The 23,414-nt window shown below is 66.7% G+C and carries 15 protein-coding genes; 6 read left to right on the top strand and 9 right to left on the bottom strand.

Annotation, left to right across the window (positions count from 1 at the left end):
* Nucleotides 1-82: 82 nt before the first annotated feature.
* Both JEY66_RS16960 and JEY66_RS16955 read right to left on the bottom strand, forming a co-directional pair.
* On the bottom strand, nucleotides 83-2,623 hold the full coding sequence (locus tag JEY66_RS16960) for a sensor domain-containing protein (RefSeq protein WP_041482678.1): 2,541 nt from the start codon (nucleotides 2,621-2,623) through the stop codon (nucleotides 83-85).
* Between the two features lie 294 nt (nucleotides 2,624-2,917).
* Nucleotides 2,918-3,079, bottom strand: a complete 162-nt coding sequence (locus JEY66_RS16955; RefSeq protein WP_016840847.1) for a DUF1127 domain-containing protein — start codon at nucleotides 3,077-3,079, stop codon at nucleotides 2,918-2,920.
* A 255-nt stretch (nucleotides 3,080-3,334) separates the two neighbouring features.
* On the opposite strand from JEY66_RS16955, the gene JEY66_RS16950 reads away from it, so the two are divergent.
* Nucleotides 3,335-4,678, top strand: a complete 1,344-nt coding sequence (locus JEY66_RS16950; RefSeq protein ID WP_018272582.1) for an aminotransferase-like domain-containing protein — start codon at nucleotides 3,335-3,337, stop codon at nucleotides 4,676-4,678.
* Between the two features lie 18 nt (nucleotides 4,679-4,696).
* Here the strand turns inward: JEY66_RS16950 and JEY66_RS16945 are convergent, their stop codons facing one another.
* Entirely contained in the window at nucleotides 4,697-5,323 is a 627-nt protein-coding gene (locus JEY66_RS16945) for a hypothetical protein (RefSeq protein ID WP_244620892.1), read from the bottom strand.
* Nucleotides 5,324-5,394: 71 nt separating this feature from the next.
* Between JEY66_RS16945 and JEY66_RS16940 the strand changes: the two genes are divergently transcribed.
* Nucleotides 5,395-5,829, top strand: coding sequence for a hypothetical protein (locus JEY66_RS16940; protein WP_016840859.1), 435 nt, complete (start codon nucleotides 5,395-5,397; stop codon nucleotides 5,827-5,829).
* 14 nt (nucleotides 5,830-5,843) lie between these two features.
* Here the strand turns inward: JEY66_RS16940 and JEY66_RS16935 are convergent, their stop codons facing one another.
* Both JEY66_RS16935 and JEY66_RS16930 read right to left on the bottom strand, forming a co-directional pair.
* Nucleotides 5,844-8,219 carry an EAL domain-containing protein gene (locus JEY66_RS16935; protein ID WP_018272585.1) on the bottom strand — a complete coding sequence of 792 codons (2,376 nt, stop codon included), beginning with the start codon at nucleotides 8,217-8,219 and terminating at the stop codon, nucleotides 5,844-5,846.
* A 172-nt stretch (nucleotides 8,220-8,391) separates the two neighbouring features.
* Entirely contained in the window at nucleotides 8,392-9,783 is a 1,392-nt protein-coding gene (locus JEY66_RS16930; RefSeq protein WP_051110199.1) for an MFS transporter, read from the bottom strand.
* A 618-nt stretch (nucleotides 9,784-10,401) separates the two neighbouring features.
* On the opposite strand from JEY66_RS16930, the gene JEY66_RS16925 reads away from it, so the two are divergent.
* Entirely contained in the window at nucleotides 10,402-11,472 is a 1,071-nt protein-coding gene (locus tag JEY66_RS16925; RefSeq protein ID WP_018272587.1) for a lysylphosphatidylglycerol synthase transmembrane domain-containing protein, read from the top strand.
* 103 nt (nucleotides 11,473-11,575) lie between these two features.
* Nucleotides 11,576-13,543 (top strand): SGNH/GDSL hydrolase family protein, encoded by a 1,968-nt coding sequence (locus tag JEY66_RS16920; protein WP_051110122.1) that lies wholly within the window; start codon nucleotides 11,576-11,578, stop codon nucleotides 13,541-13,543.
* 165 nt (nucleotides 13,544-13,708) lie between these two features.
* Here JEY66_RS16920 and JEY66_RS16915 read toward each other — a convergent pair whose 3' ends face one another.
* Together JEY66_RS16915 and JEY66_RS16910 are read right to left on the bottom strand one after the other, a co-directional pair.
* Entirely contained in the window at nucleotides 13,709-14,275 is a 567-nt protein-coding gene (locus JEY66_RS16915; RefSeq protein WP_026193022.1) for a DUF2147 domain-containing protein, read from the bottom strand.
* Between the two features lie 127 nt (nucleotides 14,276-14,402).
* Complete coding sequence (locus tag JEY66_RS16910; RefSeq protein WP_018272590.1) at nucleotides 14,403-15,431, bottom strand: NAD(P)/FAD-dependent oxidoreductase; 1,029 nt, start codon at nucleotides 15,429-15,431, stop codon at nucleotides 14,403-14,405.
* Nucleotides 15,432-15,595: 164 nt separating this feature from the next.
* On the opposite strand from JEY66_RS16910, the gene JEY66_RS16905 reads away from it, so the two are divergent.
* On the top strand, nucleotides 15,596-16,057 hold the full coding sequence (locus JEY66_RS16905; protein ID WP_018272591.1) for an acyl-CoA thioesterase: 462 nt from the start codon (nucleotides 15,596-15,598) through the stop codon (nucleotides 16,055-16,057).
* Between the two features lie 7 nt (nucleotides 16,058-16,064).
* Here JEY66_RS16905 and JEY66_RS16900 read toward each other — a convergent pair whose 3' ends face one another.
* Nucleotides 16,065-16,385 (bottom strand): 2Fe-2S iron-sulfur cluster-binding protein, encoded by a 321-nt coding sequence (locus JEY66_RS16900; RefSeq protein ID WP_018272592.1) that lies wholly within the window; start codon nucleotides 16,383-16,385, stop codon nucleotides 16,065-16,067.
* Between the two features lie 161 nt (nucleotides 16,386-16,546).
* The gene (locus tag JEY66_RS16895) at nucleotides 16,547-16,924 is read right to left on the bottom strand and encodes an Hpt domain-containing protein (protein WP_018272593.1); all 378 of its coding nucleotides are present in this window, start codon (nucleotides 16,922-16,924) and stop codon (nucleotides 16,547-16,549) included.
* Nucleotides 16,925-17,304: 380 nt separating this feature from the next.
* Between JEY66_RS16895 and JEY66_RS16890 the strand changes: the two genes are divergently transcribed.
* Nucleotides 17,305-23,325 (top strand): apolipoprotein A-IV repeat region-like domain-containing protein, encoded by a 6,021-nt coding sequence (locus tag JEY66_RS16890; protein WP_018272594.1) that lies wholly within the window; start codon nucleotides 17,305-17,307, stop codon nucleotides 23,323-23,325.
* Nucleotides 23,326-23,414 lie beyond the last annotated feature (89 nt).

Genomic DNA, 23,414 nt, shown 5'->3' with positions numbered 1-23,414 from the left:
GTACACGGCCTGGCGAATTGGTGAGCTGCCACCATCGAGGCAAAGCCACGCACAAGAAGAATGCTGCCAAAGCGGTGCTTGCCTAGAGGCGATTCCGTTTCGGCTGGATCCGGCGCGCCTCGCGCTCGATGCTGGCAGCAACCAGCGGCGCCTTGTCGGCGGCGACCGGCGGGGAAAACACGAAGCCCTGCACCAGGTCGCAATCAAGGCTGCCGAGCACGTCCAGTTCGGCGGACAATTCGGCGCCCTCCGCCACGACCGTCATGCCGAGCCCGTGCGACAGGGCGATGATGCCGCCGAGCAGCTTGCGCTTCTCCGGCGCGGTGGAAATGCCATCGACGAAAGCCCGGTCCACTTTCAGACAGTCGAACGGCAGGCGCGTCAGATAGCCGAGCGAGGAATAGCCCGAGCCGAAATCGTCCAGCGCCAGCCGGGCGCCCAAGCCGGACAGCGCCGTCAGCGTGCGGCTGATCCGTTGCTCGGTATGATCCACGAACAGGCTTTCGGTCAGCTCCAGGCAGAGCAGCTCCGCCGGAAAGCCGGTCTCCGCCAGGATGGCCGAGACCGCGGTCTCGAAATCCACGCTCCAGATCTGCGCCGGCGAGACATTGACCGAGATGGAGCGCGGCGGCAGCCCGGCGTCCAGCCAGGCGCGGCCCTGCCGGCAGGCCTCGCGCAGCACCCACAGGCCGAGGTCGACGATGAGTCCGGAGCTTTCGGCGATCGGGATGAACTCCGCCGGCGAGATCGGCCCGCGTTCGGGATGGCTCCAGCGCAGCAGCGCCTCGAAACCGGTGACGCGGCCGGTCTTCAGATCCACCTGCGGCTGGTAATGGGCCTCGAGGGCGCCGGCCTCCACGGCGTGGCGCAGATGGCGGCCGAGATCGAGCCTTTCATCGACCGCCTGCGCATAGACCGGCTCGAACAGTTGCGCCCGCCCTCGCCCGGCCTCCTTGGCCATGTAGAGCGCGAGGTCCGCGTTGCGCACAGCGGTCTCCGCCGTCGCGCCGTGCTCCGGCAGGCGGGCGATGCCGATGGTGGCGCCGACCGAGGCCTCGCCCTCGGCGAGATCGACGGGGCCGGACAGTTTGCCGATGAGCCGATCGGCAAGCCCGGTCAGCGCGGCGTCGGACGTGTCGCATCCATCCGCCAGCACGGCGAATTCGTCGCCGCCGAGCCGGGCGATGAAGGCGCGCGGCCCCAGGTCCTGCCGCAACGCAGCCGCCACCTTGATCAGCAATTCGTCACCGGCGGCATGGCCGAGGGAATCATTGACCTCCTTGAAGCGATCGAGGTCGATGAGCAGCAGCGCACCAGTCCGGCCTCCCTGGGAGCAGCCTTCGGTCAGGGCGGCGAGCTGGCGCGTGAACAGCGCGCGATTGGCAAGGCCGGTCAACGGATCGCTGTAGGCGAGCTGCTCGAGCTGGCGCTCGGCTTCCTTGCGCTCGGTGACGTCCTGCACGGTGCCGATGATGCCGACGACCTTGTCGTGGGCAACCTCCGCCTTGCAGATCACAGCCAGATCGCGGGGCATGCCGTCCGCGTGCAGGATGCGCAGGTCGGTAGCCTCGGTCCGGCGGGTGCGCAGCACCCGTTTCTGCACGTCCCGGAAGCGGTCGGCGTCGCCGTCCAGGAAATAGGGCCTCATGTTCTCATCGGTCGGCTCGAACGTGTCGGGCAAGCCGAGAAGCTGGTAGAGCTCGGGCGCCCAGATCGTGCGGCCGCTGTCCAGCCGGTGGCTCCAGGTGCCGATCTTGCCGAGGCGGTGAGCCTCCTCCAGCGCCCGCGTGCGCTGGTCGAGCAGCGCCTTGGCCGCCCTGAGCTGAGTGATGTCGCTGGACGTGCCGCGGTAGCCGAGAAAGCTGCCGTCATCGGCGAAGATCGGCTTGCCGCTGGTGCAGATACTGACGCGCGAGCCGTCCTTGCCGATCAGCGTATAGGTGAAGTCGCGAAAAGGGCGATGGGCCTCCATATCGGCGCGGTGCCGCGCCATCGCCTCCCCATCCTCGGGCGCATAGGTCAGTTCCCAGCGCGCCTTCCTGCCAGCGGCCACCGTCTGGAACGCCGCATTGCCGGCAAGCGATTTGGGATAGGGCAGCAGCCGATGCTCGGCGTCGCTTTCCCAGCACCAGTCCGAGGCGGTAGAGACAAAATCGGCCAGCCGTTGCTCGCTCTCCGCCAGGCGCCGCAGCGCGGTGGTCTCCTCCGTGACGTCGCGGACGATGCCGGACACGCGTCGAACCTGACCGCGCGCGTCGAATTCCGGCTCGCCATGCACGACGCAGTCGAGCACACTGCCATCGGGACCGCGGAGTCTCGTGCGCACCGCATAGGGCCGCCCCTCCGCCCAGCAGGCCGCGTAATGCGCCTCCAGAAGCTTCCGGCTTTCAGGCAAATAGCGCTCGCGCACCGTGGCGATGGGAATGTAGCCGTCGGCGGTCTCGAATTCGTAGAATGCAGCGAGCTCGGGCGATATCCAGAGATCGGTCGCGGCGGCGCTCTGCGACTCCCAGTAGCCCATGCGGGCCAATCTGATCGCACAGCGCAGCGATCGCTCCTCATGCCAGCGGCGACGCGCTTCCCGGGTCGGGACCTGCCCTTGCGACAATTTGCGAGCGGCCATCGGTCCCCAACTCAACGCGAGCGTACGCAGCTAACAGGCTAGCATATGGCCTCACAACCTTGGAGCAACGGCGGTGACGCGATGGGGTTCTTCCGCTTCTTTGGTGTAGTTTCGGTGAATTCTGCAACCGGCAGTCGGCGCCCGGCGCTAAAGCGCGATGCGATTGGGTTGAATCGTCATCGCGCTTTAACTCTTTGTTTGAGCATGATCTCCGCGCAAACGCGTCCCGCGTTTGTCGCGAGGGAAAACCGCTTCGCACTTTGCCGGATCATGCTTTAGCGCAGCACCGGCGTCTTAACGGATCCGCACCAGCTCCAGGTCGAAGTCGCCGGTGACGGCGGTCTCGATCTGGCAGCGCGAGAGTCCGATATCGCGCAACGCCCGGTCATCGAGCTGGCGCAGCGTCTTGATCGCCTCGCGGCGCACCCAATAGGTCGCGATTGTATCGCCCCACACTCGGAGCAATCGGAGCAACCCGCCCAACATGCTGGGCCGCGCGGGCGCTGCGGCGGCTGAGGATATCGCTGACATTGTCATCTCCTTCGCTGCCCATATACAAAGCTACGCCGTTGACGCAAATGCTGTTTCAGCGCCTGCGCCGTCGGAACCTCGGATTGCTTGCGCGCTCCTCGGTGCAATCATGGGCTTGTTCCCTCTTAAATGATCCGGTACATTACTCGGAGCAAGTAAAACATTGCTCTCGGTGCAATAATGTCGAGGTTCGAATATCTGAAGCTGGCGGATGCGGTGGCCGCCGAGATCGCCAGCGGCGCGCTGAAGGCGGGCGACCGGCTGCCGCCGCAGCGTCATTTCGCCTATGACCGCAACATCGCCGTCTCGACGGCGAGCCGGGTCTACACCGAGCTGTTGCGGCGCGGGCTGGTGGTCGGTGAAGTCGGCCGCGGCACCTTCGTCTCCGGCGAGGCACGCCGCGGCATCGCGGCCCCGACCGAGCCGCGCGGCGCCCGCATCGACCTCGAGTTCAACTATCCGCTGCTGCCGCACCAGGCGACGATGATCGCCAAGAGCCTCGAAGGGCTGGAGCGGCCCGAGGTGCTCGAGGGCGCGCTGCGGCCGGCGACCAGTTTTGGCACGCGGGCGGCCCGAACCATCTCCTCGGAATTTCTGGCGCGCAAGACCTGGACGCCAAATCCCGACCAGATCGTGTTCACCGCCAATGGCCGGCAATGCATCGCCGCCGCGCTCGCCGCCGTCGTGCCGGCCGGCGGACGCTGCGGCGTCGAGGCGCTGACCTACCCGTTCGTCAAGGGCATCGCCGCGCGGCTCGGCATCTCGCTGGTGCCGCTCGCGATGGACGAACACGGCGTGCGACCGGATGCGGTGCAGAAAGCGCATCGCGAGGCGCATCTGTCCGCGATCTACGTCCAGCCCACGATCCAGAACCCGCTCAGCATCACCATGCCGCCCGAGCGTCGCGCCGAGCTGCTGCGGGTGGTGGAGAAGCTCGGCCTCGTCGTCATCGAGGACGGCGTCTACGGATTCCTCGACGACGAGGCGCCGCTCGCCGCGCTGGCGCCCGACAGCTGCATCGTGCTCGACAGCCTGTCGAAGAAGGTCGCGCCGGGCCTCGCGCTCGGCTTCATCGTGTCGCCGCCGCGGCTGCGCGAGAGCATCATGGCCGCGGTGCGCTCGGGCGGCTGGACCGCGTCGGGCTACGCCTTCGCCGCGGGGCAGCGGCTGATGGCCGACGGCACCGCCGCCGAATTGTCACGGCTGAAGCGGATCGATGCCGGCCGCCGCCAGCTTCTGGCGGCGAAGCATCTGGCCGATTTCGAAATCCAGACCAACCCGAAGTCGTATCATCTGTGGCTGACCTTGCCGCCGCACTGGCGCTCGCAGACCCTGGTCGCGGCCGCGGCGCGCCGCGACATCGCGCTGACGCCGTCGACCACCTTCGCCGCCACGCCGGGGCACGCGCCCAATGCGGTGCGGCTCGCACTGGCTGCACCGCCGATGGAGCAGCTCGACCTCGGCCTGCGGACTCTCGCAGGCATGTTGAGCGCGACCGAAGAGGATTTTGACTCGACGGAGTGAATGCGACGCCGTCGCACGTCATCGGGCTTGATTGCGAACCGCCTTCGGCAGCAGCGCATCGGGCAATTGATCGAAGCTGTAGCGCCGCGGCCGGTTGCGCGTGACGAAGCCGCCGACCTGCCAGGTGAACAGCGCCGCAAAGCCGACCAGGAACAGCGCGCCCATCCAGTTCGAGGTCAGCAGCGCCGTCAGCAGCAATCCGATCATTGCCGCCACAAGGCAGGCCAGCAGCGCCAGCGCGGCGGTGTACGTCTTCGGTCCGAGGCCTCCGACCAGCCTGGCCGTGCTGCCCGCCGCCTGCATCCGGCGATGCAGCTCGACGATGAAGTCGCGGTAGAGATGCCCCTGCGGCGCCATCAGCGTCGCGGTCTGCCAGGTGGTCGAGAGGATCGCGATCCGCCCGCCCCTGGCGTTGTCGATGTCGGCGCGAAACCGCTGCTGCTGCATCGAGACCGGGCGATAGGACAGTTTCACCGCGGAGATGTCGGCATAGTCCCACACGCCGGACCGGCCGGCGATCCGCCACGACAGCCCCTCCTCGGTCAGCTCGAACTGGTGCGCCGAGCCGATCAAGGAGGCCTTGTAGGCGTAGCGCAGCGGCGAGCCCTCGCCTGCCTCCGACCGGTCCTGCAACGTTGTTGGCAATTCGCCGTTCCACCCGTTCAAACGTACGCGCAAGCTTGCGCAGCCTGTCGCGCCTATCCTACAAGCGAGCCATGCCCGAGACGACCTATTTTCCGCGTTATCTCATCCTCGGCGGCGCGATGATATCCGGCGTGCTGCTGGCGCTTGCCGTGCACATGCTCGGCGCGCGCTACGGGCTCGATCTCGGCGGCCTGTGGCGCTCCGATAGCCACGAGTTCATGCCGGCGGGCGCGGCGATTGCGTGGTGGCTGATCGCGACCGTCGGATTTTCGGGCGGCTACTTCACCGCCAATCTGATGCACAGCGCGGTGGCCGGCCAGATCCCGCAACGGATGCGTAACTTCCTGATTGTCGTCGGCGTATTGATGCTGGCCGGCGCAGGCCAGGCCGCGTCGGCGCCGAGCACGGTCTCGACCATTTCCGCCGTGCTCGCAGGCCTTGCCGCCCTGTGCCTCGGCGCGGTGATGGCGTTCTGCGGCGCCTATTTTGCCCTGCGCAAGAGCTGAGCTAGCCTTCCAACTCAGGCGACCGACCGTTCCGGCGCCCTGCGCAACATCTTGGCGACGTCGGCTGCCGGTCGCGGCGGGCTGAACAGATAGCCCTGCGCCTGCGTGCAGCCCTCCTGACGCAGCAGGTCGAACTGGGTATCGGTCTCGACCCCTTCGGCTGTGGTGACGATGCCGAGGCTCTTGCCGAGGCCGGTGACCGCGCGCACGATCGCCATCGAGTCCTCGCGCGTCGCAAGGTCGGTGACGAAGGAACGGTCGATCTTGATTTTGTCGAACGGGAAGCTGCGCAGATAGCTCAGCGAGGAATAGCCGGTGCCGAAATCGTCCAGCGAGATGCGGACGCCGAAGCCGCGCAGCTCATGCAGCACCGCGAGCGTCGCCTCGCTGTTCTGCAGCAGCACCGATTCGGTGATCTCGAGCTCGAGCCGGTCCGGCGACAGGCCGGATGCTTGCAGCGCCGCCTTCACCGACGACACCAGGTTCGGGTTCTTGAACTGCACCGGCGAGAGATTGACGGCAACCGCGACGGCCTCGGGCCAGCCCGCGGCATCCGCGCAGGCCTTGCGCAACACGATCTCGCCGAGCGGAACGATCAGCCCGGTTTCCTCGGCGACAGGAATGAAATTGTTCGGCGCGATCAGGCCACGCAGCGAATGGTTCCAGCGCGCCAGCGCCTCAAAGGCGACGACCTGACCGCCCGCGACGTCACGGATCGGCTGATAGTAGACCTCGAACTCGTCATGCTCGAGCGCGAGCCGCAGGTCGCGCTCCAGCAGGCGGCGCGCCTGCGCACGCGCATCCATCCCGGTCTCGAAGAAGCGATAGGTGCCGCGGCCGTCGGCCTTGGCGCGGTACAGCGCAAGATCGGCCTTTTGCAGCAATTCGTCGGGATCCTTGCCGTCCTCGGGCCCGAGCGAGATGCCGATGCTGACGCCGATCACGAGCTGATGGCCGCCGATCTCGTAGGGCGCGGCGATCCGCTCGACCACGAGACTTGCCAGCGACGACACGACGGACGGCTCGCAATTGCTGCAGAACTGCACGATGGCGAATTCGTCGCCGCCAAGCCGCGCCACGGTATCGTGCTCGGTCACGCATTCGCCGAGCCGGCGCGCGACTTCGCGCAGCAGCGCATCGCCGATCGGATGTCCGAGCGTGTCGTTGATTTCCTTGAAATGATCGAGATCGAGACAGAGCACGGCCAGCTGGTCGGAACGCTTGGCCAGTCTCGAGGCCTTTTCGAGCTGCTCGCGGAACAGCGTCCGGTTCGGCAAATTGGTCAGCGCGTCATGCCGCGCCATGTGCGAAATCTGTTCCTGGGCCTGCTGCCATTCGGTGATGTCCTCGAAGGTCGCGACCCAGCCGCCGCCCTTCATCGGCTGGTCGACGACACGGATCGCGCGCTCGTTGCGGCTGACGATCCGCGTTGCGCTGTGGCCGGCCTTTGCCTCGGCGACGAGAGCATTGCAGAACTCCTCGGGATCGCCGTCCCACTCGCCGATGGAATGCAGGTCCTGCAGGACGTCGATCAGCAGGCGTCCCTGCAGCGGCATGCGACTGCGCCCCATCATCTCGCTGTAGCGCTCGTTGAACAGCATGATGCGGCCCTCGGCATCGAACATGCACAGCCCCTGCGACATGTTCTCGAGCGCGGTATCGAGCACCACCTTCTGCTTGTGAAGCTCGGTCTTGGCGCGACGGTCGAGGATCGAGGCGATCAGCGAGAGGCCGAGGATCGCGAAGGCCGCAACGGCGGTCATGAATGAGAGCACGCGCGGCGAGACCGTAAGTCCGCCGGAAACGATCGTCGGATCCGGGACGAGCGTCACCGCGCCCATCGCGGTGAAATGATGCGAGACGATCGCGACGGTCAGAAGACCGGTCGCGGCGGCGACGGTGCCGAAACGTTCGCCACGGGTGGCAACGACGAGCGCGAGCGCGCCGAACAGGCTTCCGAACGCGATCGATGAGGCGACGATGCCGGGCGACCAGACGATGCGCGCGGGCAGCTCCAGCCCGAGCATGCCGGTGTAATGCATCGCCGCGACACCGGCACCGACGATCGCACCACCGGCCGCAACTGTCCGCCAGCGTTCGTCGAGCGTGGCGACGGCCAATCCGACGGCCAGGATCGCAACCGCGAGCACCAGCGACAGCAGCGTGATGGGAATGTTGTAGCCGGCTTCGATGCCGGGATCGTACGCCAGCATGGCGACGAAATGGGTGGCCCAGATACCGCAACCGCCGACCGCCGCATCGAGGCCGATCCAGATCTCGCGGGCACGCCCCTGTGCGGCGCGGGCGCGGTGAAACAGGCTGATCGCGACGGCGCTGGCGAGCAGGCAGATCACCGCGCCAAGGACGACGAGTCGCCAGTCATGTTCCAAGTGAGACAGGTCAGAACGCGATACATATAGGCCCCCTTTATGGACCTATAAGAACAGACGCATTCGTGTACGAACGGTAACCGCAATGCAGCAAGGTTCCACGCATGGTGAAGAAGCCTTGAATGCAGGCGATCGGGTCAAGGCGAGCGGAGATCCCTCGCCGCAGTTCGTCTCAACGCCGGGCCTCTGACCATGAACCGATCCAGATCAGCGCAGCGGCCGCCAGCAACACGCCGGCGGAGATGACGAGCGCCGCATGCAGGCCGGCGATGAAGGCCGCGGACCGGCTGACCATCGAGCCGAACAGCGCGACACCGAGCACGCTGCCGGTCTGCCGGGTCGCGTTCAGCACCCCTGCCGCGATGCCGGCATGCTGCGGCTCGGCACTGCCGAGCAGCGCCGATGTCAGCGGCGGCACCAGCAGGCCGAGGCCGCTGCTGATGGCCAGCAGCTGCAGGCAGATTGCGAGATAGCTCGTGCCGGGGCCGATCAACAGCAGCGCCAGGCATCCGGCGGCCGAGAGCGCGGCGCCGAGCGCGATTGTCGCCGGCGCGCCGATCCGCTCCGTGACGTGCGGCGCGATCAGGTTGGCGGGCAGCACGGCGCCGAGCATCGGCACGAACGCCAAGCCGGTGGCGAGCGCCGACAGCCCGTTGACCTGCTGGAAGTAGAGGCTGAGCACGAAGATCAGGCCGTAGAACGCGACATTGACCAGGAGGCCGACCAGCGAGGTCAGGGCAAACATCCGGTGGCGGAACAGCGAGAGCGGCAGCATCGGCTGCGGCGCGCGCGCCTCACGCCAGACGAACAGCACGGAGAAGACGGCGGCGAGAGCGAAGCCTGCGATCACGAACGGGCTGCCCCAGCCGAGCGCGCCGCCCTCGATCAGCGCGCCGGCGAGCGTGCCGAGCGCGGCGATCGCCGCGACCTGACCCGGCAGATCGAGCCGGTGCTGCTGATGCCGCGCGGTTTCACCGGCAAAGCGCCAGGCGAGCCACAGGCCGGCGAGGCCGATCGGCAGGTTGACCAGAAAGATCGCGCGCCAGCCGACCAGCGCGATCAGTCCGCCGCCGACGAACGGGCCGGCGGTCAGCGCAAGGCTCGCGCCCGCGGCCCAGACCCCGACTGCGCGTCCCCGTGCCTGCTCGTCTTCATAGGCATGGCGGAGCAGCGCCAGCGAGTTCGGCACCAGAATGGCCGCGGCCAGCCCCTGCACGCAGCGGGCGGCGATCAGCGTCGCCGCATCAGGCGCGAACGCGCAGCCAACCGATGCCGCGGTGAAGATCGCAAACCCGGCCATGAAGATGCGCTTGGCGCCGATCCGGTCGCCGAGCGCGCCCGCGGTCAGGATGAAGGCCGCAAAGGCAATCGTATAGGCGCTGACCACCCATTGCAGTTCGGCAACGCCGCCGCCGAGCGAGGCGCCGATCGCATTGAGCGCCGTGTTGACGATGGTGACGTCGAGCTGCACGACGCCATAGCCGAGACTCATCGCAGCGAGCGTCAACGTCGCTCCGAGCCCGCTCGACTGCTGATGCGACGCTGCGCGCCGGTCCGGCGGCATGTGCCGGACGTTCAGGGATGTCTGTTGCATGGTCTTGTCCTTGCTCTCGGCAACCAATGCGAGACATAGGCCTTCGTTGCGCCGCAACACTTCGCCATCGATCGAAGTGTGGAGTCGCATGCCTGGCCGGCCTGCCCGACGGCGGCCCGCTCGCGCGGCGTTTTGCCTCAATAGACCTACGGACCGCCCTCGCGCGCCTCACTTGGCCCCGAGCGCAGGGCGGATCATGCGCAAGCGCCTGTCGACTTCACACTTTGGTAAACGCCACAGCGGGCCCAGGCGTCCCCAGGCTGATGCATATCGTCTATTCGCCTCGCGCCAACGAACCCGCATCGACGCCGGGACGGCCCCAAAATCGGCAAAAAGGCCGACGAAACCGCCTGGAACGGCGGAACACGCAGCGGCCCCGTCGCTGTCCTGCGACTCACATTCCGCAGAGCGAGAACATATGTAGCCAATATGACAATGACGCTGGACGAGGGCCGAAGCTTGGCGTGTCAAGGGCTGCACAACGCATCGGTTTTGCCTTATGGGTCATCGCGTACGGTGCGTTTGCCCGTCACCCGTCGCCGTCCGTGACCGGGTCCCACTGAAATTGCCGCCCCGCCGGGAGGATGAATGCTTCGGCTGCTGACCACGCTTGGGCGTGGTTTCAAGGAAAAGATCGGCTGGAAACGGCTCGGGATCGCCGCGAGTGTGTTGATCATCGCGTTCGCGATCACGTCGCTTGTTCACACCCTGAAGGGCGTCGATACCGGCATCATTCTCACCGCGCTCACCAACATCGCGCCGCATCGGATCGCGCTCGCGGCGCTCTGCGTGGTCGGGGCGTTCTGCACGCTGACCTTCTACGACTTCTTCGCGCTGCGCACGATCGGCAAGATCCATGTCCCCTACCGCATCGCAGCGCTGTCGAGCTTCACCAGCTACACGATCGGCCACAATATCGGCGCCACGGTCTTCACCGGCGGCGCGATCCGCTTCCGGATCTATTCCGATTACGGCCTCTCCGCGATCGACGTCGCCAAGATCTGCTTTCTGTCGGGCCTGACCTTCTGGCTCGGCAATTTGTTCGTGCTCGGCTTCGGCATGGCCTGGCACCCGGCGGCGGCGTCGGCGATGGACCTGCTGCCGCCGGCGATGAACCGGCTGATCGCGCTCGGCTGCCTTGCCGGCATCGGGACCTATTTCGTCTGGCTCCTGACCGGCGAGAAGCGCCGCGAGCTCGGCCAGAACGGCTGGAAGGTGGTGCTGCCCTCGGCCAAGCTGACGCTGTTGCAGATCCTGATCGGCGTGGTCGATCTCGGCTTCTGCGCGCTCGCAATGTACCTGCTGATGCCGACCGAGCCGCATATCGACTTCGTCTCGCTGGCGGTCGTGTTCATCCTGGCGACGCTGCTCGGCTTCGCCAGCCACGCCCCCGGCTCGATCGGCGTGTTCGACGCCGCGATGCTGGTGGCGCTGCCGGAGTTCAGCAAGGAACAATTGCTGGCGACGCTGGTCGTGTTCCGCATCCTCTACTTCCTGATCCCGTTCGGGATTTCGATCTCGATCATGGGCATGCGCGAGCTCTGGCTCAACGTGGTGCAGCCCTGGCAAGAGCGGAAACGACTAAGCCAAGCCTGCACGGCTTCGGCGACCGTGCGGCAACCGATCGAAAGCCGGCGGGTCAGGCAGCTGAAACGGTAACAGGCAAGGTTATCGGCCCTCGTGCGGGCCGCTCGATCCCGGATTTTCGATCCTCGCAGCCGCTTCTCTTATTTTCGCCGTACCGCTCGCGTCAAACCGCGCCATGATTGGCTTTTTGGTTCGATTTTCGTTTCGGGTGACGGTCTGCAGCGTGCTGCTCGGCAGCGCGCTGGCCGCGGTATTCGCATCGGCCGCGGACGCGCAGGACAATCAGCTGCAGATCTCCTGGGAGGTCCGCAACCGCTTCCGCCTGTTCCGCGAGGAACGCGACTTCCGCCTGCATGTCGAAAGCGGGCTTGGCCGCACCGTGCTGGCCTCGGAACAGGCGCTGGAACTGCAAAGCGACGGCCGCGGCTGGGCGCGCAACACCGTGAACCGGCTCTGCATCGACCTGCAGGGCCGCGTCAGCGAGCCCTGCACGCGCGACAACGTCAAGGAAAGCTATCTGACGCCGATCGATCATCCGATCGTCGTGCGGCTCACCGGACCGGTTCCGGTCGGCGCGACCTGCGCCTGGTCGTTCGACGACGGCGACGGGCCGCAATCCTCGACATTCGATTGCGCCGAGCCGGTCAATCTGCGCGTCCGCTACGGCCGCACCACGGTCGCGACCGTCGACGTCGCGAGCGGCTCGGACGCCAACCAGCGCGTGACGACGCCGATCGAGGTGCGCGACTTGCTGATTGCGGGCCTCGGCGACAGCATCGCATCCGGCGAGGGCAATCCCGACCGCGCGATTGCGCTCTCCGACGAGGGGTTCTGCTTCCGCTCCTATCTCGGCGGGGCGCAATATTACCGGCCGAGCCGCGCCGGCTACAAAGGCGGCCGCGCCTGCGAAGCACCGGACACCCTGACCAACTGGCAGCGCCAGAGCGCGCTGTGGCTCAACTCGGCCTGTCACCGGTCGCTGTACAGCTACCAGACCCGCACGGCGCTCGCGCTCGCCGTGCAATATCCGCACATCGCGGTGACCTATCTGCCGCTGGCCTGCACCGGCGCCACCATCGCCGACGGCCTGCTCGGCTCGCAGCAGGCGCGCGAATGCCTGCCGACGAAGACAGCCAACACCTGCTCGGGCACCGTCAACGGCCAGATCGCGGAGTTGCGCACCGCACTCGCCGCCGCCAAGCGCCGTCAGCCCGACCGCACCCTCGACCTCGTGCTGCTGTCGATCGGCGCCAACGACATCTATTTCTCCGGCCTCGTCGCCAACGTGATCGTCGACACGCCGACCGAGCGCACGCTGTTCAGCCGCGGCGGCTCGATGGCCAGCGTCGACGATGCCCGTTCGGCGCTGGCGCGCGACCTGCCGGCCGATTTTGCCAAGCTGCGCGATGCGCTGAAGCCGCTGGTCGGCGGCGATCTCTCGCACGTGATCTACACGGCCTATGCCAATCCGGCGCTGGCCAATGGCGGGGCGCCCTGCCCCGGCGGCCGCGCCGGCTTCGAGATCCATCCCTCGTTCAACGCGGATCCCAACCGCCTCGCGTCGGTCTCGAGCTTCGTGCAGAACGAGTTCCTGCCGCAGCTCAAGGCGATCGCGCAGTGCCAGTCCGGCATCATCTGCCGCAATCCGCAGGCCGACCGCATGACCTTCGTCGATGCGCATCAGGACGCGTTTGCGAGCCATGGCTTCTGCGCACGCGCGTCGACCGATCCGGAATTCGACCGCGATTGCTTCGCCGCCAATGGCGACAGCTTCGTGTCGGACATCGTCGCCGCGGCCAACCAGCCGCTCAAATGCGGCCGCAGCGCCGGCGAATACCGCGCCTATCTGCCGCGCGCGCGCTGGATCCGCGACGCCAACGACAGCTACTTCACGGCGATGACCTACCCGCAGGGCCTGCCATCCTCGATGCAGCCAAGCGACATCCACGACGCGACATGGGGCATCCTGTCGGCGGTGTATGGCGGCGCGGTGCATCCGAGCGCCGAAGGCCATGCGGCGATGGCCGATGCCGCGGTCCCCGCGGCCGCCACCGTGCTGCAGTTGAACACCGCCGTGCCGGAAGTGATTTCCGAGCCGGTCGCGCCATTGCCGATGCCGATTGCACCAATGGGACAGCGCTGAACGCTCACGCTGCCACGCAAGAGCGGAGCGTGAGCAGATCGGAGCGTTAGCTAGAGCGTTTTCGAGCGAAGTGGATACCGGTTCGCGTGAAGAAAACGCGTCAAAACAAGAATCTAGAGCCCCGTTCCGATTCCATCGGAACGGGAAAAGCTCTGGAGAGAAGTGTTAGTGCCGCTTCGTCGCGGGCACCGGCGCCGCCGGCTTCGCCACCGCGGCTTGCGCCGGCAGGTATTTGGCGACGATCGCGGGATCGAGCTGGGCCACCGCGGTGTCAGGCAGCCGGGTCCAGACCTCATCCTTGCCGAACAGCGAGATGCCGAGAAAGCCGCGCATCGTCAGCGTCTGACCATCGGCGCTCAACGTCATCTTGGCCTTGTAGACCTTGCCGTTGCGTGGATCGAGCACGTTGCCGCCTTCATAGGCGAGCCCGTTGCGCTTCATGTCGCGGATGAGGGGAATGCCGAGCCACGGCATGTCCTTGCGATCGTCGGTGCATTTCGAGCAGACCGGATTGGGCGGATCGCCGGGCGACGAAAACATCTTTGCGATCATGCCTTCGAACAGACCATTGCGCTCGATCACCAGGAACCAGCCCTCGGGCTTGCCGTCTTCGACCTTTTGCCACAGGCCGGCAGCCGACGGGTCGGCCGCCGAGGCCGCGAGCGGAGCAGCTAGCGCAAAGGCCGTGGCGATCGCGAGGATCAGCCGAAGTCTGGATAGCGTGTTCCGCATCATCATCACCTGATCAATCGACCAACTCGACTACAAGCAGACTACGGCCATTTCACGGAGTGTTCCAGTACTCGCGCCGCGCAGGAAATGGCCCATGCCCCTGGCATCGGTCTCCGCTCGAGTGGAATCAGTTCACCCCAAGCTTCTTCTGCAAACTCGATGACGAGGTTGTGTACTGGAACACCAGCCGCTTGTCCGGATACACGTAGCGGTGCGCCTTCTGCGCCATCAGCGCACCCTCGTGGAAGCCGGAGAGAATAAGCTTGAGCTTGCCCGGATAGGTGTTGATGTCGCCGATCGCGAAAATGCCGGACACGTTGGTCTCGAACGCCGCAGTGTCGACCGGCACCAGATTGTTCTCCAGCGCCACGCCCCAGTTCGCGACCGGACCGAGCTTCATGGTGAGCCCGAAGAACGGCAGCATTGTATCGCAGGCGATCGTCGAGACCGCATTGTCGTTGCCCTTGAGCGCGGCGCCCGAGAGCTGTCCGTTGGCGCCTTCGAGCCCCGTGACCTGACCGATCTTCAGATCCATCTTGCCGTCGGCAACGAGCGCACGCATCTGCTCGACGCTGTGCGGCGCCGCGCGGAAATCGTCGCGCCGGTGCAGCAGCGTGATGCGCTGGGCGATCGGATGCAGATTGAGCGTCCAGTCGAGCGCGGAGTCGCCGCCGCCGACGATCAGGATGTTCTTGTCGCGGAACTGCTCCATCTTGCGCACGGCATAAAACACCGACGTACCTTCATAGGCCTCGATGCCCGGCACCGGCGGGCGCTTCGGCTGGAACGAGCCGCCACCGGCCGAGATCACGACGACCTTGCACTCGAACTCCTTGCCGGCATCGGTCTTCACGCGGAACAGGGGATCGCCGACCTTCTCGATGCTCTCCACCATCTCGTTGAGATGGAAGGTCGGATTGAACGGCTTGATCTGCTCCAGCAACTGGTCGGTGAGGCCCTGGCCGGTGACGAAGGGAATTCCGGGAATGTCGTAGATCGGCTTCTCGGGATAGAGCTCGGCACACTGCCCGCCGATCTTGTCGAGGATGTCGACCAGATGCACCTTCATGTCGAGCAGGCCCAGTTCGAACACGGCGAACAGTCCGCAGGGGCCCGCGCCAATAATCAGCACATCGGTCTTGATCGCTTCGCTCATGTCCGCTTCTTTTCAGTTGAAATCGACTGGACGGCTTTTTCGCCTGTCCAGCCAAGTGGGCCGGATCGCGACATGCATAATAGGGACAGCGGCTGGCGCGGCAACCCCTTGCCGAGCCTGCGCAACTCGGCTGTATGGGCGGGAAACCGACGGAGATCCCCCTCGTGAATGCCCCTGTCCGTGCTGACGATGCGCCGCGCCTGGAAGACTTTCCCTACCGCCTGTCCGACAATGTGCGCTTTGCCGATCTCGACCCCAACGGGCACGTCAACAACGCCGTCTATGCGAGCTATTTTGAAACCGGCCGCGTCACGCTGGTGAAGGACCGCGGCATGGGGCTGATGCCGGCGGGGCTCGGCTGGATCATGGTGCGCCTCGACATCCATTTCCGCGCCGAGCTGCACTGGCCGGGTCAGATCGAGCTCGGGCTCGGTCTCGTCAAGTTTGGACGCACATCGACCACCTTCGACCAGGTGGTGTTTTCGGAAGGCAGGTGCGTGGCGTCGGCGAAGGCGGTCACGGTGATGATCGATGAGGCCACGCGCAGGCCGACGCCGCTGCCGGCGGAGGTCAAGCAGAACTTCCGCCGCTGGATCCGTCGCGGTGCGAATCCGGACGGCGAATGAAAGAATCTTAGGCCTGCCGCTCCGGCGTCGACACGACCAGTCCGTCGAGATCGTCGGTCACCTTGATCTGGCAGGACAGCCGCGAATTCGGACGCACGTCGAAGCCGAAATCCAGCATGTCCTCTTCCATCGGCGACGGCGCGCCGACCTTCTCGCGCCAGGCTTCATCGACATAGACATGGCAGGTCGCACAGGCGCAGGCGCCGCCGCATTCGGCTTCAATGCCGGGAATGGCGTTGCGGATCGCGCCTTCCATCACCGTCGCGCCGTTCTCGATCTCAACTGTGCGTTTCTCGCCGGAATGGTCGATAAAGTGGATTTTGGCCATGATTGCTCGTGCTGCCGGAATGCGCCGGACGATGGATGGAAAGGTCCCGGGCAGTCGTATAACGGGTCGATCCGCACAGCGCTAGCGCGGAGACCGAAAACCTGCCCGCCGGTTGGGAAGCCGCCCAAGCTGCCGCGGCGCGCCGCCGAGACGCCGGATGCCTAGGAGCGGCCCAGGATCAGCTCGATCGCCGTGCGCGCCTCGGCAATCGCAGCACCGAGCGCGGCAAGCGGCTGGGCCGCATCGGAACCGCCGGTCAGCGCGGTCTCCAGCTGGGCCGCAGCCTCGGCGACGCCGAAGGCGCCGATTGCCCGCGCCGATCCTTTCAGGGTGTGGGCGTGGGTCGCGGCCTCGGGCGGCAAGGCGGCCAGTTCACCGAGGATCCGGGCCGACTGGGCCGAGAACATGGCCAGCACTTCCCGCTCGAGATCCGGATCGCCCAGCGTCATGCGCTGAAGATGATCGACGTCGATCGGCCCGGCGCCGGGCGCCAGCGGCGGCGATTGCGTCCATTCGACCCGTTCGAGATGAAGCGGCATGGCCAGTCCCTGTCGTCTCCGCCGGGCCCTCGCCGGCGGATCGTTGCCTCAGCCAATCACGAAACTGGTTAACGGATTGTTGTCGGGATGATCGGCAAAACCGCCCGATTCTGGACAATTTCTGGACACAATCGACGCTCTACTGCCGGAATTTCGAGTACCCATAAGGCCTTATGGCGCAAAGCTGTTAACGATGATTAAGAAAGTATTAATCGCAAGCATTTCATTCGCATCGCTCTCCCAATAGGATGTTTGCGGATGTAGCGGACAAGCCGCCCAGGGGGGCGCTTGCCTCCGCTTGTGGGCACCGGCTTCGAGCTTGCGTGGGGACGATCGCAGGCTCGCCGACGCGTAAAATAGTGAGAGGGCTCAGACTGAACATGGCGAACACTCCCAAGAAGGTCAAAGATCCCACCGAAGTCGCGCTTTCTGCTATCCAGGAAGCCCTCAACATCAGCGAACAGGGCGCGGAGAATCGCAGCCCCCTCAACGAAGGCGCCGCGCCGCCGAACCTGCCGCCGCCCGCGGCCGATTTTTCAGCCGCATCGTTCGAGTCCCGTCCGAATAATACCGATCGTTCGGCGTTCGAGCCGATCGAAGAACCGCGCGCGCCGCGCCGCGCCGCCAACGACGATCGCGAAACCATCGGCCAGATGCTGCAGACGCTGCAGGGAGGACGCGCGCGCAACGCCTTCACGCTGTTCTTTGTCTGCTCCGGCGCCTGGCTGCTGGGCGGCGTGATTCTCACCATCGCGTTCTGGCCGGCCCTGCAGGCCTCGATGGCCCAGGGCACCGGCGTCCTGGTGCTCGCCGGCCTTGCCGCGCTGTTCGCCGTGCCGATCCTGCTGTTCTACTATCTCGCCAGCCTCGCCTCGCACGGTCAGCGCATGCAGATGATCGCGCAATCGATGGCGCAGGTCGCGATGCGATTCTCCGAGCCGGAAAACGCCGCCGCCGATTCCATGGTGACGGTCGGCCAGGCGATCCGCCGCGAGGTCGCGGCGATGGGCGACGGCGTCGAGCGCGCGATCGCGCGCGCCGGCGAACTCGAAACCCTCGTTGCCAACGAGGTCGCGGCGCTGGAACGCGCCTATTCCGACAACGAGGTGCGCATCCGCGCGCTGCTGCAGGACATCGCCCACCAGCGCGACAATCTGGTCGGCCAGGCCGAGCAGGTGCGCAGCGCGATCTCCGGCGTGCAGATCGACCTGCGCCACGACATCGCGCTGATCTCGGACGCGATCGCCTCGCGCGTCGACGAGGTCGCCAAGAGCATCACCGGCGCGCTGGAAGAGCGCGGCCAGCACATCACGACCGCGCTGAGCCACGCCGGCGACAACATGATCCTCGCGCTCGGCGAGCGCGGCGGCGACCTGCTCGACCGCCTCGAGGAAGCCAGCGCCGAGACCACGCGCGCGGTGATGGATGCCTCCGAGCGGCTGACCACCAGCCTCAACTTCAAGACCGGCCACGTCCACGACGAGTTCGTCGATCTGGCCGATCGCGTCCACGAGCTGCTGAACGAGCGCATCGACCGCATCACCGGCGAGTTCGAGCAGCGTTCGTCCGTCATCGTCGACGGCATCTCCGACCGCACCGAAGAGGTCCACGATTCCCTGAAGAACTCCGCGGACTCGCTGCTGCTCGAGCTCGAGCTGCGCAGCAACGACCTCGTCAGCAAGATCGACGACGCCGGCAACCGCCTCGCCGGCCAGATCCTGACGTCCGGCGACAAGGCGAGCGAGGCGCTCGACGTCACTGTCAATTCGCTGGTCGCCAAGGTGGTGGGCCAGACCGAGACCGCGCACGACTCGCTGTCGCTGCAGATGAGCGCATTCGACGACCTGGTGAAGAACCATGGCAGCGAGCTCGCCGAGAAATTCGCCCGCGATTCCGGCACGCTCGGGGCGCTGATCACCCGCCACATCTCGGAATTCGACCGCACGGTGAAGACCTTCGGCGGCGACATCGTCGAGCGCATGGGCCAGCGGACCCAGGACATCGCCGACAGCCTGAAGACCTATGTCGACACCTTCGACCATCGCGTCACCACCAACAGCGGCGAGATCACCGCCTCGCTCGACCAGCGCCTGCTGCAGTTCGAGACCACGCTCGGCAGCCGCGTCACCAATCTCGACGCCTCGCTGACCGACAAGCTGTCGTCGTTCGATAGTTCGCTCGCCACCAAGATCGGCTCGTTCGACGGCCGTCTGCAATCGCTTGATGATGCGATCGACGGCCGCATGAAGTCCCTCGAGGTCACCTTCGAGAGCCGCGCCAAGTCGGTCACCGACACCATCGACGGCCATCTCGGCACGCTCGCGACCCAGCTGACCGACGGCGCCTCCCAGGCGATCCAGTCGATCGACTCGCGGCTTGGCCTGCTCACCACCACCCTGACCGAAGGCACCGTGCAGGCGATCGCCGCGGTCGACCATCGCATCAACGGCGTCACCGAGACCATCGACGGCCACAGCGTCCGCCTGGTCGACACCCTCAACGGCCACAGCACCCGCCTCGCCGACACCATCAATGGTCACAGCGCGAGCCTGACCGACACCATCTCGGCGCGCTTCGCCGACATCCAGCAGGGCATCGAGAGCCGCGTCGGCGTCATCGCCGGCGACATCGACACCCGCGTCGCGCAGTTCGAGGACCTCCTGGGCTCGCGCGTCGAGGCCGTCGCCGGCCGCATCGAGAGCAGCGGCCGCCAGGCGAGCGAGGACCTGATGTCCCGCGCCGAGCTGTTGTCGTCGAGCATCAAGTCCCATGTCGAGGACGCCGAGCGTTCGCTGACCAACCTCGTGGTCAACACCAGTGAAACCATCCAGACCGGCGCGCGCACCGCGCAGCAGGCGCTGCTCACCGTGTCCGCGGATGTCGGCAACCAGCTCAAGCTGAGCTCGGCCGAGGTCGAGAGCGTGCTGACCGCCGTCGGCACCAGCGCCGCCAACTCGATCCTCACCAGTGCCCGTGACGCCCAGGTGTCGCTGGTCACCGCCTCCGGCGACGTCGCCTCGCAGATCAAGTCGCTGTCCGAGGACGTCGAACGCACCTTGCAGGCCGCCGGCAGCGCCACCGCAGCGTCCGTGCTGTCGGGCGCCCGCGACGCGCAGACCACGCTGGTCAGCGCCTCGGTCGAAGCCGCAAGCCAGGTCAAGTCGCTGGCCGCCGATGTCGAGCAGTCGCTGTCGATGTCCGGCTCCGCCGCCGCCGAAGCGATCATGACCGGTGCGCGCGAGGCCCAGACCACGCTGATCGCGACCTCGACCGACGTCACCGGTCAGGTCAAGTCGCTCGCCAGCGACGTCGAGCGTTCGCTCTCGATGGCCGGCACCGCGACCGCCGAAGCCGTCGTCGCCTCCGCTCGCGAAGCCCAGAGCACGCTTGCCGGTGCATCCACCGAAGCCGCCAACCTGGTCCGCACGCTCGCGGCCGACGTACAGCACTCGCTCTCGACCGCCGGCACCGCCACCGCGGAAGCCGTCGTCGCTTCCGCCCGCGAGGCCCAGAGCACGCTCGCCGGCGCATCCACCGACGCCGCCAATCTGGTCCGCACGCTCGCGGCCGACGTGCAGCACTCGCTCTCGACCGCCGGCACCGCCACCGCGGAATCCATCGTCGCCTCCGCTCGCGAGGCCCAGAGCACGCTGGCCAGCGCGTCGACCGACGCCACCAATCTGGTGCGCACGCTGTCGGCCGACATCGAGCGCTCGCTGTCGATGGCGGGCTCCGCCACCGCGGAAGCCGTCGTCGCCTCCGCCCGTGAGGCCCAGAGCACGCTGGCCGGCGCATCCACCGAGGCCACCGATCTGGTCCGCTCGCTGGCGGCCGACATGGAGCGTTCACTGTCGATGGCAGGCTCCGCCACCGCGGAATCGATCACGTCAGGTGCGCGTGAGGCCCAGAGCACCCTGGTCAGCGCGTCGACCGACGCTGCGACCAAGGTGTCCGCGCTTGCCGCCGACATCCAGCGTGCGTTGTCGTTGGCCGGCTCCGGCACCGTCGAGATGCTGACGGCCGGCGCCCGCGAGGCGCAGAACACCCTCGTCACCGCGTCGACGGAGGCAGCCAACCACGTCAAGTCGCTGGCCGTCGATGTCGAGCGCACCCTGACCTCGGTCGGCACCAACACCGCGCAGGCGATCCTCGGCAGCGCCCGCGATGCCCAAAGCTCGTTCGTGGCAACCTCCAGCGAGGCCGCAAGCCAGATCCGCGAGATCTCCGCCGAGATCGAGCGCTCGCTGACCACAGCCAGCGCGGAGACTGCGCAGACCATCCTGGGCAGCGCCCGCGAGGCCCAGGGCTCGTTTGCGGCGACCTCCGCCGATGCCGCCGCCCAGATCCGCACGCTCTCGACCGATATCGAGCGCGCGCTGGGTGCGGTCACGGCCAAGACCACCGACAACATCCAGACCTCGGCGCAGAACGCGCAGGCCGCGCTGATCACCATGTCCAACGAGGTCTCGACCAAGGTCAAGACGACCTCCGCCGACATCGAACGTTCGGTGCTGTCGGCCTCCAGCGCCTTCGGCTCGGCGATGACCGGCAAGACCGACGAGATCGTCACCTATGTGCAGCAGCAAACCGAGCGTCTGTCGCAGATGGTCGACGGCCGCCGCGGCTCGCTGGTCGAGGCGCTGACCGCCAAGACCACGCAGCTGTCGAGCGACATGGATCGCGCCACCGCGGACGCGCTGAAGGCAATCGAAACCCGCGGCCTCGCCTTCTCCCAGTCGATGTCGGCCCACGGCAGCGATGTCGCGCGCAACATCACCACGGCCGGCGATCAGGCGACCGGCGCGGTGGCGAAGTCGCTCAAGGAGCTCGAGCAGGCCTCGCGCGCGGCGATCGACCAGTCGCGCCAGGTCTCGATCTCGGCCGTCACGGAGATGCAGGAGACCAGCAAGATCCTGCGCACCGATACGGTCGCGCTGTTCGAGCGGCTGCGCGAAGGCAACATCCTCTTGCAGGAAGTGTTGACCGGCGCCCACGACAACCTCAACTCGCTGGAGCGCGCGCTGGTGACCCGCGTGGCCGACTTCGTGTCCGCCATGAACGACGTCACCTCGCGCAACGGCGTGGCAACCCAGACGCTGGAAGACCAGCTCACGGTGTTCAACAGCAAGACCGGCAAGGCGCTGGAAGATCTCGGCGCGCTGTCGAGCCAGTTCGAGACCCATGGCAAGGCGCTGATCGATGCGGCTGCCGTGGTCGAGCAGGCCAACCGCTCGACGACGGCCTCCGTCAGCGAGCGCAAGTCGGCGCTGGAAGCGCTAGTCACGACCATCGACCTGCGCACCACCGATCTCGACCAGCGGCTGTCGCGCTTCACCGGGCTGCTCGATGAATCGCTCGGAGCGGCCGAGGAACGCGCCCGCGACATCGCCCGCGTGGTGGCGGAGACCGCAGGCGCCGGTTCGGCTGCGATCAGCAGGCAGTTCGAGGCGGTGCGCCAGGCAGCCGAGAACGAGCGTCAGCAGACCGTCGACGCCATGAACGACCTCTACCAGCAGAGCAATGCCGAGACCGATGCGATGTTCAAGGAATCGACGGAGAAGTTCTCCGCGATGGTCACGGCGATGAAGCAGATGGCGAGCGAGATGCATAACGAGCTCGAGGCCACTCGCAACGAGCTGCGCCGCGGCGTGCTCGAGATGCCGCAGGAGGCTGCCGAGAACACCGCGCAGATGCGCAAGGTGATCGTCGACCAGATCGAGGCGCTGGCCGAGCTGAACCGCATCGTCGCTCATCACGGCCGCGGGCTCGACGTGGTCTCGACCAACCGCGCCAGCGTTCGCCACGAGGAGCCGGTGGTGGCTGCCGCCGGCGGCCGCGGCGATGTGCGGATGCGGGACAATGGCAACAGCGCCTCGACGCTGCCGCCGCCGGATCTCGGCATGACGAGCTCGCGCCGCACCGAGGCCCCGTCGGTCAGCCCGGCAGGCTCCGACAACAACGGCGACGGCTGGCTGTCCGACCTGCTCAACCGCAGCGATGCACCGCCGCCTGCCCCGCAGAGCCGCGACGCCCAGCAGCGCCCGCGTCCGCAGCAGCAGCCCGTCAATCCGCTGGAGTCGTTGTCGCTCGACATCGGCCGGCTGATGGACCGCACGCTTGCGGCCGAGATGTGGGATCGCTACCAGCGCGGCGAGAACAAGGCGTTCTCCAAGCGCCTCTACACGCCGGCCGGCCAGAAGGCCTTCGATGAGGTGGCCCGCAAGTACCGCTCCGACCGCGGCTTCAAGCAGACGGTCGACCGCTACATCGCGGAGTTCGAGCGCCTGCTCGACGAAGTCGCCCGCGACGGCCGCGGCCAGCAGGAGCTGAGCAGCCACCTGACCTCGGAGACCGGGCTGGTCTACACCCTGCTCGCGCACGCCGCGGGACGGCTGGGGTAAGCTGGCGAAGTAAGCGAGGAGCGAACAGCAAATGGAAACGGAGGCCGAAGGGCCTCCGTTTTATTTTGGGGCGACGCCGCAGAGTCTCG

Origin of the sequence: Bradyrhizobium elkanii USDA 76, from assembly GCF_023278185.1 — a bacterium.
GTDB classification, from domain to species: domain Bacteria; phylum Pseudomonadota; class Alphaproteobacteria; order Rhizobiales; family Xanthobacteraceae; genus Bradyrhizobium; species Bradyrhizobium elkanii.
This window is presented reverse-complemented; position numbering and strand designations above follow the sequence as displayed.

Coding starts and splice junctions, on each gene's coding strand:
- JEY66_RS16925 (WP_018272587.1), top strand. CDS start 10,402: ATGCTTCGGCTGCTGACCACGCTTGGGCGTGGTTTCAAGGAAAAGATC.
- JEY66_RS16915 (WP_026193022.1), bottom strand. CDS start 14,275: ATGCGGAACACGCTATCCAGACTTCGGCTGATCCTCGCGATCGCCACG.
- JEY66_RS16920 (WP_051110122.1), top strand. CDS start 11,576: ATGATTGGCTTTTTGGTTCGATTTTCGTTTCGGGTGACGGTCTGCAGC.
- JEY66_RS16940 (WP_016840859.1), top strand. CDS start 5,395: ATGCCCGAGACGACCTATTTTCCGCGTTATCTCATCCTCGGCGGCGCG.
- JEY66_RS16890 (WP_018272594.1), top strand. CDS start 17,305: ATGGCGAACACTCCCAAGAAGGTCAAAGATCCCACCGAAGTCGCGCTT.
- JEY66_RS16930 (WP_051110199.1), bottom strand. CDS start 9,783: ATGCCGCCGGACCGGCGCGCAGCGTCGCATCAGCAGTCGAGCGGGCTC.
- JEY66_RS16950 (WP_018272582.1), top strand. CDS start 3,335: ATGTCGAGGTTCGAATATCTGAAGCTGGCGGATGCGGTGGCCGCCGAG.
- JEY66_RS16960 (WP_041482678.1), bottom strand. CDS start 2,623: ATGGCCGCTCGCAAATTGTCGCAAGGGCAGGTCCCGACCCGGGAAGCG.
- JEY66_RS16895 (WP_018272593.1), bottom strand. CDS start 16,924: ATGCCGCTTCATCTCGAACGGGTCGAATGGACGCAATCGCCGCCGCTG.
- JEY66_RS16910 (WP_018272590.1), bottom strand. CDS start 15,431: ATGAGCGAAGCGATCAAGACCGATGTGCTGATTATTGGCGCGGGCCCC.
- JEY66_RS16900 (WP_018272592.1), bottom strand. CDS start 16,385: ATGGCCAAAATCCACTTTATCGACCATTCCGGCGAGAAACGCACAGTT.